Source organism: Mesorhizobium sp. M7A.F.Ca.US.014.04.1.1, assembly GCF_003998745.1.
Lineage (GTDB): Bacteria > Pseudomonadota > Alphaproteobacteria > Rhizobiales > Rhizobiaceae > Mesorhizobium > Mesorhizobium ciceri.
The window spans coordinates 1-14,046 of sequence record NZ_RZRW01000092.1 but is presented as its reverse complement, the minus strand read 5'-3'; the positions used below and the strand labels follow the sequence as shown (position 1 = coordinate 14,046).

12 protein-coding genes are annotated in these 14,046 nt (G+C 62.3%); 6 read left to right on the top strand and 6 right to left on the bottom strand.

Annotated features, from left to right (window positions below):
• Positions 1 to 84: 84 nt before the first annotated feature.
• Together EOA22_RS09070 and EOA22_RS09065 are read right to left on the bottom strand one after the other, a co-directional pair.
• A complete protein-coding gene (locus EOA22_RS09070) occupies positions 85 to 699 on the bottom strand; it encodes a DUF1326 domain-containing protein (RefSeq protein ID WP_063168004.1) in 615 nt (204 codons plus the stop codon).
• 14 nt (positions 700 to 713) lie between these two features.
• On the bottom strand, positions 714 to 1,652 hold the full coding sequence (locus EOA22_RS09065; protein ID WP_082826671.1) for a DUF2182 domain-containing protein: 939 nt from the start codon (positions 1,650 to 1,652) through the stop codon (positions 714 to 716).
• 70 nt (positions 1,653 to 1,722) lie between these two features.
• On the opposite strand from EOA22_RS09065, the gene EOA22_RS09060 reads away from it, so the two are divergent.
• The gene (locus tag EOA22_RS09060) at positions 1,723 to 2,934 is read left to right on the top strand and encodes a UbiH/UbiF family hydroxylase (protein WP_127389931.1); all 1,212 of its coding nucleotides are present in this window, start codon (positions 1,723 to 1,725) and stop codon (positions 2,932 to 2,934) included.
• Here EOA22_RS09060 and EOA22_RS09055 read toward each other — a convergent pair.
• Entirely contained in the window at positions 2,911 to 3,873 is a 963-nt protein-coding gene (locus EOA22_RS09055) for an AEC family transporter (protein WP_063168002.1), read from the bottom strand. The two genes, EOA22_RS09060 and EOA22_RS09055, sit on opposite strands and share 24 nt — an antisense overlap.
• A gap of 125 nt (positions 3,874 to 3,998) precedes the next feature.
• Here EOA22_RS09055 and hspQ point away from each other — a divergent pair, with 125 nt between their 5' ends.
• The gene (hspQ, locus tag EOA22_RS09050) at positions 3,999 to 4,322 is read left to right on the top strand and encodes a heat shock protein HspQ (protein WP_024503281.1); all 324 of its coding nucleotides are present in this window, start codon (positions 3,999 to 4,001) and stop codon (positions 4,320 to 4,322) included.
• Positions 4,323 to 4,394: 72 nt separating this feature from the next.
• Here hspQ and EOA22_RS09045 read toward each other — a convergent pair whose 3' ends face one another.
• Entirely contained in the window at positions 4,395 to 5,024 is a 630-nt protein-coding gene (locus EOA22_RS09045) for an invasion associated locus B family protein (protein ID WP_013531658.1), read from the bottom strand.
• Between the two features lie 260 nt (positions 5,025 to 5,284).
• Here EOA22_RS09045 and EOA22_RS09040 point away from each other — a divergent pair, with 260 nt between their 5' ends.
• Positions 5,285 to 7,105 carry an extracellular solute-binding protein gene (locus EOA22_RS09040; RefSeq protein ID WP_063168001.1) on the top strand — a complete coding sequence of 607 codons (1,821 nt, stop codon included), beginning with the start codon at positions 5,285 to 5,287 and terminating at the stop codon, positions 7,103 to 7,105.
• A gap of 17 nt (positions 7,106 to 7,122) precedes the next feature.
• Entirely contained in the window at positions 7,123 to 7,803 is a 681-nt protein-coding gene (locus EOA22_RS09035) for a DsbA family protein (RefSeq protein WP_063170238.1), read from the top strand.
• 38 nt (positions 7,804 to 7,841) lie between these two features.
• Here EOA22_RS09035 and EOA22_RS09030 read toward each other — a convergent pair whose 3' ends face one another.
• Entirely contained in the window at positions 7,842 to 8,270 is a 429-nt protein-coding gene (locus EOA22_RS09030; protein WP_024503284.1) for a hypothetical protein, read from the bottom strand.
• A 603-nt stretch (positions 8,271 to 8,873) separates the two neighbouring features.
• Here EOA22_RS09030 and EOA22_RS09025 point away from each other — a divergent pair.
• Entirely contained in the window at positions 8,874 to 10,778 is a 1,905-nt protein-coding gene (locus EOA22_RS09025; protein WP_024503285.1) for an ABC transporter ATP-binding protein/permease, read from the top strand.
• Between the two features lie 272 nt (positions 10,779 to 11,050).
• The gene (mgtE, locus tag EOA22_RS09020) at positions 11,051 to 12,415 is read left to right on the top strand and encodes a magnesium transporter (RefSeq protein ID WP_063168000.1); all 1,365 of its coding nucleotides are present in this window, start codon (positions 11,051 to 11,053) and stop codon (positions 12,413 to 12,415) included.
• A gap of 60 nt (positions 12,416 to 12,475) precedes the next feature.
• Here mgtE and gor read toward each other — a convergent pair whose 3' ends face one another.
• Positions 12,476 to 13,867: a glutathione-disulfide reductase gene (gene gor / locus EOA22_RS09015; protein WP_127389930.1), complete on the bottom strand. Its 1,392-nt coding sequence runs from the start codon at positions 13,865 to 13,867 to the stop codon at positions 12,476 to 12,478.
• Positions 13,868 to 14,046 lie beyond the last annotated feature (179 nt).

Below are 14,046 nucleotides of genomic sequence, written 5' to 3'. Positions count from 1 at the left end.
CCTTCTTCTTCGGGCGCGGAATCCGGTCCGTGATCTTTTTGGCGGCTTTTCGTGCTGCCAAATTCCTGGCCGTTGTGTTCTTGCTCACGGGCCCCGCCAATCCAGCTTGCAGATTTCGGCCGAACGGCCGGCGAAATTCCAGTTGCGGCCAAAAGCCCGCACCTTGCTCTTGTCGGACCTGGCCACGATGATCTCGGGCGCGATCCAGTATTCCGAATTGCTGATCACCGTATCCTTGTCACGGTCCTTGCCTTGGAAGGGTGTGACCGCTCCGTCGATAATCCTGGGTATCTGGAAGATACGCGTTTTGTCACGCGTCTCATAGGTGATCGGCACCTGCTCGACACCGAGGAATTTGCCGACGAGGATTGAGAGCAGCGATGTGGTTCCACCTGCCTTGCCCGTGAAGATCTTTGTCAGCGCCTTGACCGCATAGACAGAGGCGCGGCTGTCGATGAACAGGCCCGCGGTCCAGTTGCCGCGGCTCATATAGCCTGGGATTTCCATGATCAGCCCAAGATTGAGCCCGGACAGATCGACCTCACCGAAATGGCCGGCATCGATGCGAAACCCGGCCCATGTCTGGCAATAGCCTTCGGTCGGCGGATGATTGCCAAGCGAGAGCACGCAAGGGCAAAAAACCGTGCAATTGCAGGAGAGTACGAGCTCTCCCTTCATCGCCCAGCTCTGGTCTGCCATCGATTTTCCCCCACTCACAGCGAGACTACTAGCAGCGCGGCTGCCCAGACAAGCAGTATCGCACCGGCCAGCCGGGTTGGAACCCTGCTGGCCGTTTGTTTTTCGATCAGGGTGAACAGGCCGATCAACGCCATCCAGAAAACGTTCATGACGCCCACGGCGAACATCACCAGCATCAAGGCCCAGCAGCAGCCCAGACACCACAGACCTTGCGCGGCACCGAGCCGAAAGATGTTAAGGGGCCTTGCGCTCCAGCTCGCGAAAAGGATCGAGAACGGGTTCCTGCATTTCTTCAGGCAAGCTTCCTTCAGGCCGCTGAACTGGTAGAGGCCGGCAATCAGCAGAGCGAGCGCACCGGCAATGCCGACGACCGGATCGAGAATCCCGGCTGACGAAGCGAATGCATGGACGGCCAAGGTCAGCGCCGCGAACACAATTGAAGCGGCGAGCCAGACGCTGAGATAGCCGGCGACCAGCAGCAGCGGGTGAACGACCGGTTCGCCCTTGATGCGTGCCGTGTCAGCGATCTCGCAATAGGTGCGTATCATCGGCGCCGCCGAAGGCAGCATCGTCGCGATCGCCATCAGGAACCACATCGAAACGAGCGCGCCGGCCCGCAAGCCGAGACCTGCGTCCAAAGGCACCGGTGAGAGGCACAGCACAAAGAACCGTTCCAGGAAATCGGGCAGCGGCAGTTGCGGCAGGCTGCGAAGGATCGTGTCGCCAGGGGCGCCGACGCCCGCAATCCCTGTTTCAGCCCCGCGGATTGCCATCGCCGCAAGAGACAGCCATGCAAGCAGGATGCAAGCGCCGACAACGACGTTTACCGTAACCCGGGGATTGCGCGCGATGCCGGCCATGGCGCGGCCGGCGCGGTCGAGATGGCTGAAGTCGTCCTGCTGGCCGGTCATGACATCCGAATGGGCCGAATCGCCGCGTTGATCAAGCGGCATGATCTGACCTATATGCTGATCGAACGGCAGGTCGGGTGGACCGCCTCGCATTGCAAGCCGGAAGCCGATCTTGGAGCATCAGCAAACTGCGCGGATACTGGTTGCCGGCACGGGGCCGGCAGGGCTGATCGCGGCACTGGGTTTTGCCGCCGAAGGTTTCCCGGTGACACTGGTCGGGCCGGAGGCCACCGCCCCCGATGGTCGCACGACGGCCCTGATGAACCCTGCCTTGAAAGTGCTCGACCGGCTCGGCGTGCTCGAAGCCGTCGTATCCAAGGCGGCGCCTTTGAAGGTGATGCGCATCGTCGATGCCACCAGCCGGCTGATCCGCAGCCCGGTCGTCACCTTCCGCGCCAGCGAGATCGACGAGGATGAATTCGGGCTGAATCTTCCCAACAGCGTCCTCACCCCGGCACTCGCCAGCGCCGTTGCCGCGCGCGCCGGCATCGACTGGCTGAGGTCGATGGTGGCGAACTGGCATCTCGATGCCGAGCATGTTCGTGCCGGCCTCGCCGACGGCAGCTCGGTTGACGCATCGCTGGCGGTCGCCGCTGACGGACGCTTGTCACCGGCGCGCCAGGCGGCCGGCATCTCGACCTCGGCCCGCTCCTATCCGCAGGCAGCTCTCGTCCTCAATTTCGGCCATAGCGGCGATCACGCCTTCACCTCGACGGAATTCCACACCGAGACCGGTCCGTTCACGCAGGTCCCGCTGCCCGGCAATCGCTCCAGCCTGGTCTGGGTGGTCAAGCCCGAGACCGCGACCGAGCTCGCCGCGCTGGACGATGCGACACTTTCTCAGCGGGTCGAACAGCAGATGCAGTCGATGCTGGGCCGGGTGGCTGTCGAGCCGGGCCGGCAGATCTACCCGCTATCGGCGGTGACGCCGCTTCCGTTCGCAAGGGATCGGGTGGCGCTGGTCGGCGAAGCCGCCCATGTGTTTCCGCCGATCGGTGCGCAAGGCCTCAACCTCGGCATCAGAGACGTCGACGATCTAATTGGAATCGCTTGTGAAAATCGATCCGATCCGGGCGCAGCCAAGGCGCTTGCAGCCTACGATTTCAAGCGCCGCCCCGACATTCTGGCGCGCAGCAGCGCGGTCAACCTGCTCAACATGTCGCTGCTTTCCGACATGCTGCCGGCGCAGATGGCCCGCGTTGCCGGGCTCGGCGTGCTCGGAGGCTTCGCGCCGCTTCGGGCTTTTTTCATGCGCGAGGGGCTTCGTCCCGGCAGCGGTTTTGCCGCGCTTGCCGGCGGGTTAGGGAAACAGGTCCGGCGCTAGGATATTGTGCCGGATCAGGTAGAGCAGCCCGGTAACGGTCACGACCGACAGGCAGGTTGTGATCAGCACACTGGCCGACGCTCGCTGTACCCAGACGCCATACTGCTGGGCGATGACGAAGACGTTCGTGGCGGTCGGCAATGCGGCCAGAAGCACCGCCGAGAAGACCCATGTCTCAGAGAAATTGCCGATCCAGCTCAGCACGACATAACAGAGCAACGGGTGCAGGATCAGCTTCAGCGCGGCGATCGGAACCATCTCATGCGGGACGCGATTGAGTGGCCTGAGCGCCAGCGTGACGCCCATGGCAAACAGCGCGCAAGGTGCGGCCGCACGGGAAAGATATTCTAGAAATCGCTCCACCGGCACGGGCGGTCGAAAGCCGATATAGGCGGCGCCGACACCCAGGGCGGTTGCGATGATGAACGGATGCAGCACGATCTTGCGCAGGACGCCCAGGGCAAGCCGGAGAGGAGTGGTCTTCTCGTCGCCAGACAGCGCCATCATCATGGGCGCGATGGCGAAATGCATGATGTTCTCGAAACAGAAGATCAAGGCGACCGGCACAGCCGCCTCCTCGCCGAAGGCCAGCAGCGCCAGCCCCGGCCCCATATAGCCGATATTGCCATAGGCGGCCGCGAGCGCCTTGATGGTCGATTGCGCTATCTCGCCGCGCGAGGTCAGGACCGACCCCATGAACATCAAGGAAAATATCATGAAGGTCGAGACGACCGAGCCGAAGATGAAGCGCCATTCCGTCAGGTCTTCGAACGGCGTCTTGGCAAGCAGTTGAAAGAAAAGTGCCGGCAGCGCGACATAGACGATGAACGTGTTCATCCAGCCGAGCGCGTCCAGCGGCTGCCTGGTGATGCGCGCCACCAGAAACCCGACAAAAATCAAGCCGAAGAACGGAAGAACAAGACCGATGACGTCAGACATTTTTATGCTGGTCCGAAACCCTGGCGCCGGGCTAACCCGTTGCTTAATAGGGCGTCAAGCGCCTCGGGATTGAATTGATGCGCGGTCTGCGCCAAATAAGCTCAAGGAACTCAGTGGTGAGTACGATGAAAACAGCCAAATTCGCAATCGGACAGGTGGTTCGCCACCGGCTGTTTCCATTCAGGGGCATCATTTTCGATGTCGATCCGCAATTCGCCAACACCGACGAATGGTACGAAGCCATCCCCGCCGACGTGCGGCCGCGCAAGGATCAGCCTTTCTACCATCTGCTCGCCGAGAATTCGGAGACCGAATACATCGCCTACGTCTCCGAGCAGAACCTGCTCGAGGACCAGTCGGGCGAGCCGGTCCGGCATCCGCAGATCAAGGAAATGTTCGACAAGAAGCCGGACGGCGGCTACCAACAGAAGCGGCAGTCCAGGCATTAGCCTGCTGGAAGACAGTCACAAAAAAGCGGGGCATGAACCCCGCTTTTTTGTTGGCTCGGCGATATCGGCCGATCAGTTGGCGGTCTTCGCCTTGTCCTGCTCTTCCTTGAGCTTCTTGGCGAAATCCTGGTTGTTCTTGGCGACGAAGTCCTGCAGCTTCTTCTGCCTGTCCTCGATGTCCGACTGCTGCAGCGCCGGGCCGTCATAGGCGCCGCTGAAGCCCTGCAGGGCGATCTTGATCGGATTGGGCTGATTCTGGAAATTGACCGAAGTCAGCGTGATCGCCTGGCCTTTCTTGAATGCCGCGACGAGCTGATCGGTCAGCGGCACTTCGGCCACGCAACGATCCGGGAAGCAGATCACATAGTCGAGCTTCTGCGCCTTGCCGGTGTCGATCTGCAGGCCGATGCCGGGAGGCACCAGACGGCCGGTCGGAACCGTCACCTGGAACACCTTGCGGTTCACCTTGCCCTTGAGCTCGATCAGGCTGACGCCGGTGACCAGCTGGCCATTGCCGGCAGTGGTGATGTTCTGGACGTTGCAGATGTCGACATCTTCCTGCTTGGTGCAGGCCTTGAACCAGCCTTGCGGAATCTGCTGCTGCTGCTGTGCGGAAGCGGCGGGAAGCCCTGCGCCGAGAAAGCCGACCACGCCAGCGGCCATGACCGACAGGCGGTACGCGTTGCTGTTCAGGCTCGTCATGTCGTGCACTTCCTCTCAAATGATCCCGGGACCGGCTTCTTCGTGCCGTGTGGTCCAGCTACCTGTTGCCGAAATGAGGCAACAGAATGACTTCGGAGGGCGTGTTACACTGCAAGCGAGGCCGAATCCAGCCCGGCGCCTGCGATTCTTGGCCGTGCGATTTGGGCCGTGCGATTTGGGCTGATGTATCTGGCCGGAGCGCGGTGGCGCCATGCTAGGGTGCAGTCCGAATCATCAAGCCGCCCAGTAAGGAGACGGTCATGGGCCGCGTTCTTGTTTGGCTGATCACCGCGATATCGTTTCTCGCCCTTTCGCATCAGCCGGCCGCATCGGAGCCGAAGCACGCCATCGCCATGCAGGGCGAGCCGGCGCTGCCGCCCGACTATACGCATTTCAACTACGTCAATCCCGACGCGCCGAAGGGTGGCTCGATCACCTATTGCGTCGTCGGCAGCTTCGACAATCTCAACCCTTTCATCCTCAAGAGCCTGCGCACCACGGCGCGCGGCATGATGGATACGATCTTCGGCAATCTGGTCTTCGAGCCGTTGATGCAGCGCAATGCCGACGAGGCTTTCACGCTCTACGGTTTGTTGGCCGAAAGCGCCGACATGGATCCGGAGCGCAAGAGCATCGAGTTCCATCTCAATCCGAGGGCCAAATGGTCGGACGGTCAGCCGGTGACGCCGGAGGACGTGCTGTTCAGTTATGATGTCTACACCGACAAAGGCCGCCCGCCTTACAGCGACCGCATGGCCAGGGTCGCCAAGCTCGAAAAGACCGGCGACCACAGCGTGCGCTTCACCTTCAACGACAAGGCCGATCGCGAATTCCCGCTGATCATCGCGCTGACCCCGATCATCCCGAAGCACGCCTTCGACAAGGAGACTTTCGACAGGACGACGCTCAAGCCGGTGATCGGCAGCGGTCCGTATACGATCGCGCAGGTGCAGCCAGGCCAGCGCATCGTCTTCAAGCGCAACCCGGACTATTGGGGCAAGGATGTCCCCGCCAAGCGCGGTTTCGACAATTACGACCAGATCACCATCGAGTATTTCCTCAACGCCAACGCCAAGCTCGAAGCGTTCAAGAAAGGCCTCTGCGCCATCGATGACGACAGCGATCCGGTGAAGCGCGAGCGCGATCTCGATTTTCCGGCCTTCCACAAGGGGGACGTGATCGCCGAAACCTTCGACACCGGCATTCCGCCGGTGGTGACCGGTTTCCTGTTCAACACGCGGTTGCCGAAATTCGCCAACCCGGTCGTGCGGCGCGCGCTCGGCATGCTCTACGACTTCGAATGGGCCAACAAGAACCTGTTCGGCGGCAAATACACGCGCACGATGAGTTACTGGCAGAATTCCGAGCTTTCCGCGCTCGGCCATCCGGCCGACGACAGGGAGAAAGCGCTTCTGGCGCCCTACCCCGGCCGCGTGCCGGCCGATGTCATGGACGGCACATGGCGGCCGCCGGTGACCGACGGATCGGGCCAGGATCGGCGCGTCTTGAAGGCAGCTTTCGATCTTTTGAAAAGTGTCGGCTACCACGTGCAGAATGGAACGATGCTTGATCCCGAAGGCAAACCCTTCGGCTTCGAGATCCTGACCGCTTCGCAGGACGAGGAGCGCCTTGCCGGCATCTATCAGCGCACGCTGGAGAAGATCGGCATCAATCTCACCATTCGCAGCCTCGACGGCGATCAGATACAGTCGCGCAAGCAGCGCTTCGATTTCGAGGTCTTGGTCGGATCGAGCGGCTTCAACAATTCGTTGTCACCCGGCATCGAGCAGAGCGGGCGCTGGAGTTCGACTGCCGCCCGGACGGAAGGCTCGTTCAATCTCGCCGGCGTCGCCGACCCGGCTGTGGACGCGGCAATCGAGGCGATGCTGCGCGCCCGTTCCAAGGAGGATTATGTTGCCGCCGTTCGCGTTCTCGACCGGCTGCTGATCTCCGGCAACTACATGGTGCCGATGCAGTACAACACGCAGCAATGGATCGCCTACTGGAACTACCTGGAACATCCGCAAAAGACGCCCATATTCGGATATCAACTGCCAACATGGTGGCGCAAACCCAACTGAGGGATCAGGAGATCGAGATGAGCGAATTGAACGCCATCACCGTCGATGTGGTGTCCGATGTCGTCTGCCCCTGGTGCTTCATCGGCCAGAAGCGGCTCGACAGGGCAATCGCCGCCGTCGGCGATGTCGACGTGCATGTCCGCTGGCGGCCGTTCCAGCTCGATCCGACCATTCCGCCTGAAGGCAAGGACCGGCGCGAATACATGCTGGCAAAATTCGGCAGCGACGAGCGTATCCGCGAGATTCACGACCGCATCGAGCCGCTGGGCGAAGCGGAAGACATTTCCTTTGCCTTCGACGCCATCAAAGTGGCGCCGAATACGCTGGATGCGCACCGGCTGATCCGCTGGGCAGGGGCCGCCGGCGAAGCCATTCAGAACAGGCTTGTACGGCGGCTGTTCCAGCTGAATTTCGAGGAAGGCGCTGACATCGGCGACCATGCCGTGCTGGTCGAAGCCGCGCGCGAGGCTGGCATGGATGCGTCCGTGGTCGCCTCGCTTTTGCCGACCGAGGCCGATGTCGAGGCGGTGCGCACCGAGATCGCCACCGCGTCGCGCATGGGCATTTCTGGTGTGCCGTGCTTCCTGCTCGAGGACAAATACGCCGTCATGGGCGCGCAGGATGCCGATACGCTGGCCGATGCCATTCGCCAGGTGGCGGCCGCCAAGGCGCGCGGCGAACTGGACAAGGCCGGCTGAGGCCGGCCGGCCTCTCCTCTCCGCGACAGCGGCAGACGTTACTTCGCCGTCGCCTTGGCCTTGCTGATGAAAAATCCATGGCCGTTCGTGGCCGTGCAGGTCAGTCCCTTGGTTGACGACTGGCACGAGAACGGCCCGGCGCTCCAGCTGTTGCCGTAGCCAAGCTTATCGACATCGCTGCAGCAGCCCTGCTCGCCTGGGTTCTTGATCAGCGTTGCTGGCCCCTTCGGACCCAGGATAATCGTAAGGTAGCTCGGCTCGACGCGCGAGCAGCTCAGTTCCGGGCCGCCATCCCTCGGCTCATAGGTGCCGGTGCCGCCTTTGGGCGTGTAGATGCAGCCGATGTTGCCGGACGGCGTGTTGAACTCGATCTGGCCCTCGGCGCTGGCCGGAATGCTTTGCTCGCCGGCATGCGCCAAAGGTACAAAGGCAAAGAGGGACAGGATTGCGGCCGCGCGTGCAAGCATTGGGAGCTTCCTTGTTGAAGAACCGGACATGCATGAGTGTCGCCGATGCCGGGCAAGGTTCAATCCCAGGCGGATGAATTGTCAAACGCAGTCCCTCAGCCGATCCGACAAGACGGAACGCGCCGCTCGATCGATTCTCTCGTCAATTCCTGCCCCCGGCAGGGACGACCCCGGCAATCCTGGCGAGTCACGAGCCGCAGATTTTCGAGCTCTTTGAGCCGTCCACAGTGAGAAAACCGGTCGCTCGATACGATTTCGAGTTCACGAAACCGTGTGAAAGCCTTCCCTAGGGGAAGCCGTGCCAACGCCACGCCCTCGATATATCAAGCCCATGAAATTAAAAGCAATATCCGGATTTTTGTCGACTGTTGTCGCTATATTTCAGCATGTAATCTGTTGCCTCACGGCAACGGCTGCCGGGGCAATCCGGTCGGCCCGGTTTTAAATTAATGGAAAATGATCAATTGGTGTTACCATCCGTAACAAAAGAAAAAAGGTTTGGGCGGGATAGTGATTCGGGTCGGTAGACCATCGCAAGAGTCAGTACCGGAAAAAACACCTCGCGATGCCGCAGGGCGATCGCTTCTGACGCCGGTGTCGTCGATGCGCAGCTTCTGGGGCCTGATGCGGGCCTACTGGGTTTCCGACCGCTGGAAGGAAGCCTGGACGCTGACGCTGGTGATCGCGCTGCTCACGGCGTTGTCCAGCAAGGCCGGTGTCTGGTTCGCCGAAGCCTCGGGCGAACTGGTCAATTCCATCGCCTTCTTCCATGACGCCGCCAACACCACGCCGCTTCGCTCGCTTTTGGTCAATGCCGGCGTCCTCGTGCTGCTGGTCGTACTCAAGGACGCTGGCTTCACCGGCATCCGCAACCTTGTCTCGGCGACGTTGCACCGCAAATGGCGCGGTTGGCTGGACAGCCGCTTCAATGAAGCGCTGCTGGACGGCAATCATACGCATTTCCATGCCCAGCACGCGTCGACCGGCAGCGGCGCACCGGCCCCCGACAATATCGACCAGCGCGTCCAGGAATCCATCAAGGACATGACCGGTGGCGCCATCGGGCTCGCCATGGGCGTGCTTGGCGTTGCCACATCGCTCTATTTCGTCGGCCAGAAGCTGCTCGAAAACTCCGTCGAGGTGAAGGGGCTGGAATTCCTCGGCAGCTATGGCAGCGCCATCCTCGCCTTCCTGGCCGTCGCCACCTACGTGCCGCTGAACACTTGGATCGCGGTCAAGCTCGGCGGCCTGCTCGAGCGCCTCAATGTCAGGATGCAGCAGGCCGAGGGCAGCTATCGCGGCGAGCTGACGACATTCCTGCGCCGCTCCTTCCATGTCGCGGCGTCTCAGGGCGAAGGCGTGCAAAGGACCATGCATGGCCGGCTTTATGTCGACATCGACGGCACCTGGACGCGGCTGAACATCGTCAACACCGTCTACATGTCGTTCGAGCTGATCTACAATTTCATCGGTGCCCGCATTGTCGCCTACGGACCGGGCCTGGTGCCGTTCATCCACAACGGTCTCGACCTCAAGGGCTACATAACCGGCTCCGAGCTGGTCAATTCGCTGATCGGCCAGTGTTCCTGGTTCATCCACGTCATGCCCGCCATCGCCACGTTGCGCGCCAACAGCCAGCGTGTCACCGAGCTGGCCAATGCGATCGAGAATGTCCAGCATCCGCAGGAATTCTACAGCCAGACCGGCCGCTCCGACTTCCACTATGCCAGCCAGAACCCGGTTTTCGGCCTGACCATCCAGAAGCTCGAACTGGCGCATCAGGGCGAGGACGCGACGCCCTTTCTCAGCGCCGCCAATCTGCGCTTCCGGCGCGGCGAATGGACTTTCCTGAAAGGCGAGTCCGGTTGCGGCAAGACCTCGCTGATCAAGGCGATCAACGGCCTGTGGCCCTATGGCCGCGGCACCATCGTCTTCCCAGAGGGCGTCAAGAGTTTCTATGCCGCCCAGGAGGTCAAGCTGCAGCCTGTGTCGCTGAAGCAACTGGTCTGCCTGCCCGGCTCCGAGCACGACCATGGCGATGCGCAGGTGGCGTCGGCGCTGCACAAGGCGGGGCTCGGCGACTTTATCGAGCACATGGCCGACGAAAGCCGCGAAGGCAAAAGCTGGGACCAGGTTCTGTCGGGCGGCCAGAAACAGAAGCTGGTGGTGGCCCGCATCGTGCTGCAGCAGCCGGGATTGCTGTTCCTCGACGAGGCGACCGGCGCGCTCGACCCCGATGGCAAGGTCGCCTTCCACCAGGCCATCAAGGACAACTGCCCCGATGTCACGGTGATCTCCGTCATGCACGAGGCGGTGGCGCCGAGATCGATGACGGGCAGCGAATTCTATCACAGCATCGTCGCGATCGCCGACGGCGTCGCCACCAAGAAGCCGCTGGTTCCGACCCTGCCCGCCGAACTCACCACCATTCTGGTGCAGCCAAGGCCGGTCCCAAGGCCGGTCGAAGACAAGTGGCTGCGCTTCTCGCGCCGGCTGAAGCAGAAATAACGGTTATTCCACCCCGGTCTGCCTGGTCGAACGGCGGCCGGTGATCACAGTCTCGCGATCTTGCCCGCTCGTCGGCATTTTCCCTCCTCACCGCGATTGACACGGCGAGGCGCGCTCCTATGTTGCGCCCGCTTGCAGACAATCAAACGCGAACCCGCAAGCGGAAAGGTCACCGCGCCATGCCTGGCGACAGTCACAGTCGAACGCAACAGCCGTCCGCCCTGACGTGACCTCACATGGTTCATGTCCTGCCGGACGGCAAGGAGTGAGCCATGAACGAATTTACCACGGTGGCAAGCGACGAGGCCGTCGCGATTGCCCGTATCCTAGCCAACGATCACGTCGCCGACATTGTCGAGGCCCTGAACAGGGAGCCTCGAGAGACCGCGACGGAACTGCTCTGTGAAGTGACGTTCGAACGTCTGGTCGAGATCTTCGATCAGCCGGAACTCGACGGCGCGTCGGAACGCATGGAGGCGCTGCCGCGCGCCAAGGCGGGCAAGCTGCTCACCGCCATGTCGGTCGACCGGGCAGCCGACATCCTGCGCGAGCTGGAAGAGCCGGCGCGTTCCGAGCTGCTTGGCGGACTTGCGCCGCCGCTGCGCGCAACGCTGCTCTCCATCCTCGGCTATCCCGAAGGCAGTGCCGCATCGATCATGACGACGGAGTTCGTCAGCGTGCCCTCGGACTGGAGCGTCGGGCAAACGCTCGACTACATCCGCAAGGTGGAGCGGACGCGCGAGACCGTCTATGCGATCTATATCGTCGATCCGCAAACGCACCTGCTTGTGCGCTCGACGGGCCTGCGCCGGCTGATCACCGGTGAGCCGGACGATTCGATCATGACGGTGGCGCCGGATCATCTTCCGATGACGGTCGGCCCGCTGACCGATCGCGAAACGCTGGCGCAGACGATCTCCAAATACGATCTGCTCGCCGTTCCGGTCGTCGACCATGGCAAGATCCTCGGCATCGTCACCATCGACGACATCATCGACACGATGATCGCGGAGACGACCGAGGACGTGCACCGTTTCGGCGGCATGGAGGCGCTGGACGAGCCGTACATGAAGATGAGCTTCCTCGCCATGATCAGGAAACGCGGCGGCTGGCTGTGCGCGCTGTTCATCTCGGAGATGCTGACGGCCAACGCCATGCAGAGCTATGAGGGCGAGCTGGAGAAGGCGATCGTGCTGACGCTGTTCATCCCGCTGATCATGAGCTCCGGCGGCAATTCCGGCTCGCAGGCGACCTCGCTGGTCATCCGCGCGCTGGCCTTGCGCGAGATCGGCCTTGGCGACTGGTGGCGGGTGGCGCTGCGCGAGCTGCCCACCGGCCTGGTGCTGGGCGCCATGCTCGGTGTGGTCGGCGTCTGCCGCATCGCGCTCTGGCAGTATATGGGCTTCTACGACTATGGCCCGCACTGGCCGCTGATCGCCACCACGGTGGGTGCTGCACTGGTCGGCATCGTCACCTTCGGTTCGCTGTCGGGGTCGATGCTGCCGTTCGCCTTGAAGCGCATCGGCTTCGACCCGGCCAGCGCATCGGCGCCGTTCGTTGCCACGCTGGTCGATGTCACCGGGCTGGTGATCTATTTCTCGGTGGCGCTGGTGATCCTGCGCGGCACGCTTCTGTAGCAACCATCTCCGCCGTGGCATGACCTTGCCGCGGCGGAGTTCCTCAACCAGGATTTGCCGTCAATCGACCCGCTCGCCGTCCTTCACGCGATAGGTCGGCTTGTACATGGTGACCAGTTCTTCCGCCGCTGTCGGATGCACGGCCATCGTACGGTCGAAATCGTCCTTGGTCAGGCCGGCCTTCAGCGGGATGCCGAGAAGCTGCGCCATCTCGCCGGCGTCCGGCCCCAATATGTGGGCGCCAAGCACTTTCTTCGACGCGCCATCGACCACCAGCTTTATCAGCATCTTCTCGTCGCGCCCGGACAGGGTGTGCCGCATCGGCCGGAATGTGGCGCGGTAGATCTCGATGTCGGAAAAGCGTTTGACGGCGTCGTCCTCCGACAGGCCGACAGTGCCGATCTCGGGCTGTGAAAAGACGGCGGTCGCGATCGTCTCGTGATCGGGAGCGGTCGGATTTCCCTTGAAGGCGGTTTCGATGAAGCACATCGCCTCATGGATCGCCACCGGCGTCAACTGCACGCGGTTGGTGACGTCGCCGATTGCCCAGATGTTGTCGACATTGGTGCGGGAATATTGGTCGACGGCGATGGCGCCGGTCTTGGTCATCTCCAGTCCGATGCCTTCCAGGCCCATATTCTCGGTGTTGGGAATGCGGCCGATGGCCAGCATCACCTGGTCGACGGTCAGCACCTCGCCGCCGCTGACCAGCGCGTCGAGCCGGCCGTCCGGCCGCTTGCGGATCCATTCGGACACGGAATGGCAAAGGATCCTTATCCCCTTCTTTTCCATGGTTTCGTGCAGCATGCGCCGCAGGTCCATGTCGAACCGGCTGAGGATCTCCTTGCCGCGATAGACCAGCGTCGTGTCGACGCCGAGACCGTGAAAAATGTTGGCGAACTCGACGGCGATGTAACCGCCGCCCTCGATCATGATCGCCCTGGGCAACTCCTTGAGGTCGAAAGCTTCGTTGGAAAAGAGGCAATGTTCGTGGCCGGGCAGCGCCGGATGCGCCGCCGGGCGGCCGCCGGTGGCAATCAGGATCTGGTCTGCTGTGACGGTGCGATCCTCACCCAGGAGATGCACGACATGCGGATCGACGATCATGGCGCGCGAGTGGAAGGTCTCGCCGCCGGCGCCCTCGACGTTCCTGACGTAGATCGCCTCCAGCCGGCTGATCTCGCGATCCTTGTTGGCGACCAGCGTCTGCCAGTCGAAACTGGCTTCCGGCACCGTCCAGCCATAGCCGGCGGCGTCGGCGAAGTGCTCGGGAAATTGCGAGGCATAGACGTAGAGCTTTTTCGGCACGCAGCCGCGGATGACGCAGGTGCCGCCATAGCGGTATTCCTCGGCGATGCCGACACGCTTGCCGAGTGCCGCGGCGACGCGGGCCGCCCTCACCCCGCCCGAGCCGCCGCCGATGACGAAAAGATCGTAGTCGTAACCGGCCATGACGCGGCTCCCAGGCTTCAGAAATGTGTCAGACAGGTAGGCCGCAAAACGGCAAAAGAAAAGCCCGGACAGGCCGGGCTTTCGCAGTAGGCCGCAAGGCCATTTGAAAATGCGCGTCAGTTGTTGTCCGCGGGGGCCGCACCATCGGCGGGCGCTGCGCCATCGGCCGGAGCGGCGGC

Bases quoted from the DNA above. Each gene is read 5' to 3' on its own strand.
- EOA22_RS09025 (WP_024503285.1), top strand. From the start codon at position 8,874: ATGCGCAGCTTCTGGGGCCTGATGCGGGCCTACTGGGTTTCCGACCGC.
- EOA22_RS09065 (WP_082826671.1), bottom strand. From the start codon at position 1,652: ATGCCGCTTGATCAACGCGGCGATTCGGCCCATTCGGATGTCATGACC.
- EOA22_RS09030 (WP_024503284.1), bottom strand. From the start codon at position 8,270: ATGCTTGCACGCGCGGCCGCAATCCTGTCCCTCTTTGCCTTTGTACCT.
- hspQ (WP_024503281.1), top strand. From the start codon at position 3,999: ATGAAAACAGCCAAATTCGCAATCGGACAGGTGGTTCGCCACCGGCTG.
- EOA22_RS09040 (WP_063168001.1), top strand. From the start codon at position 5,285: ATGGGCCGCGTTCTTGTTTGGCTGATCACCGCGATATCGTTTCTCGCC.
- EOA22_RS09035 (WP_063170238.1), top strand. From the start codon at position 7,123: ATGAGCGAATTGAACGCCATCACCGTCGATGTGGTGTCCGATGTCGTC.
- EOA22_RS09045 (WP_013531658.1), bottom strand. From the start codon at position 5,024: ATGACGAGCCTGAACAGCAACGCGTACCGCCTGTCGGTCATGGCCGCT.
- EOA22_RS09070 (WP_063168004.1), bottom strand. From the start codon at position 699: ATGGCAGACCAGAGCTGGGCGATGAAGGGAGAGCTCGTACTCTCCTGC.
- gor (WP_127389930.1), bottom strand. From the start codon at position 13,867: ATGGCCGGTTACGACTACGATCTTTTCGTCATCGGCGGCGGCTCGGGC.
- mgtE (WP_063168000.1), top strand. From the start codon at position 11,051: ATGAACGAATTTACCACGGTGGCAAGCGACGAGGCCGTCGCGATTGCC.
- EOA22_RS09055 (WP_063168002.1), bottom strand. From the start codon at position 3,873: ATGTCTGACGTCATCGGTCTTGTTCTTCCGTTCTTCGGCTTGATTTTT.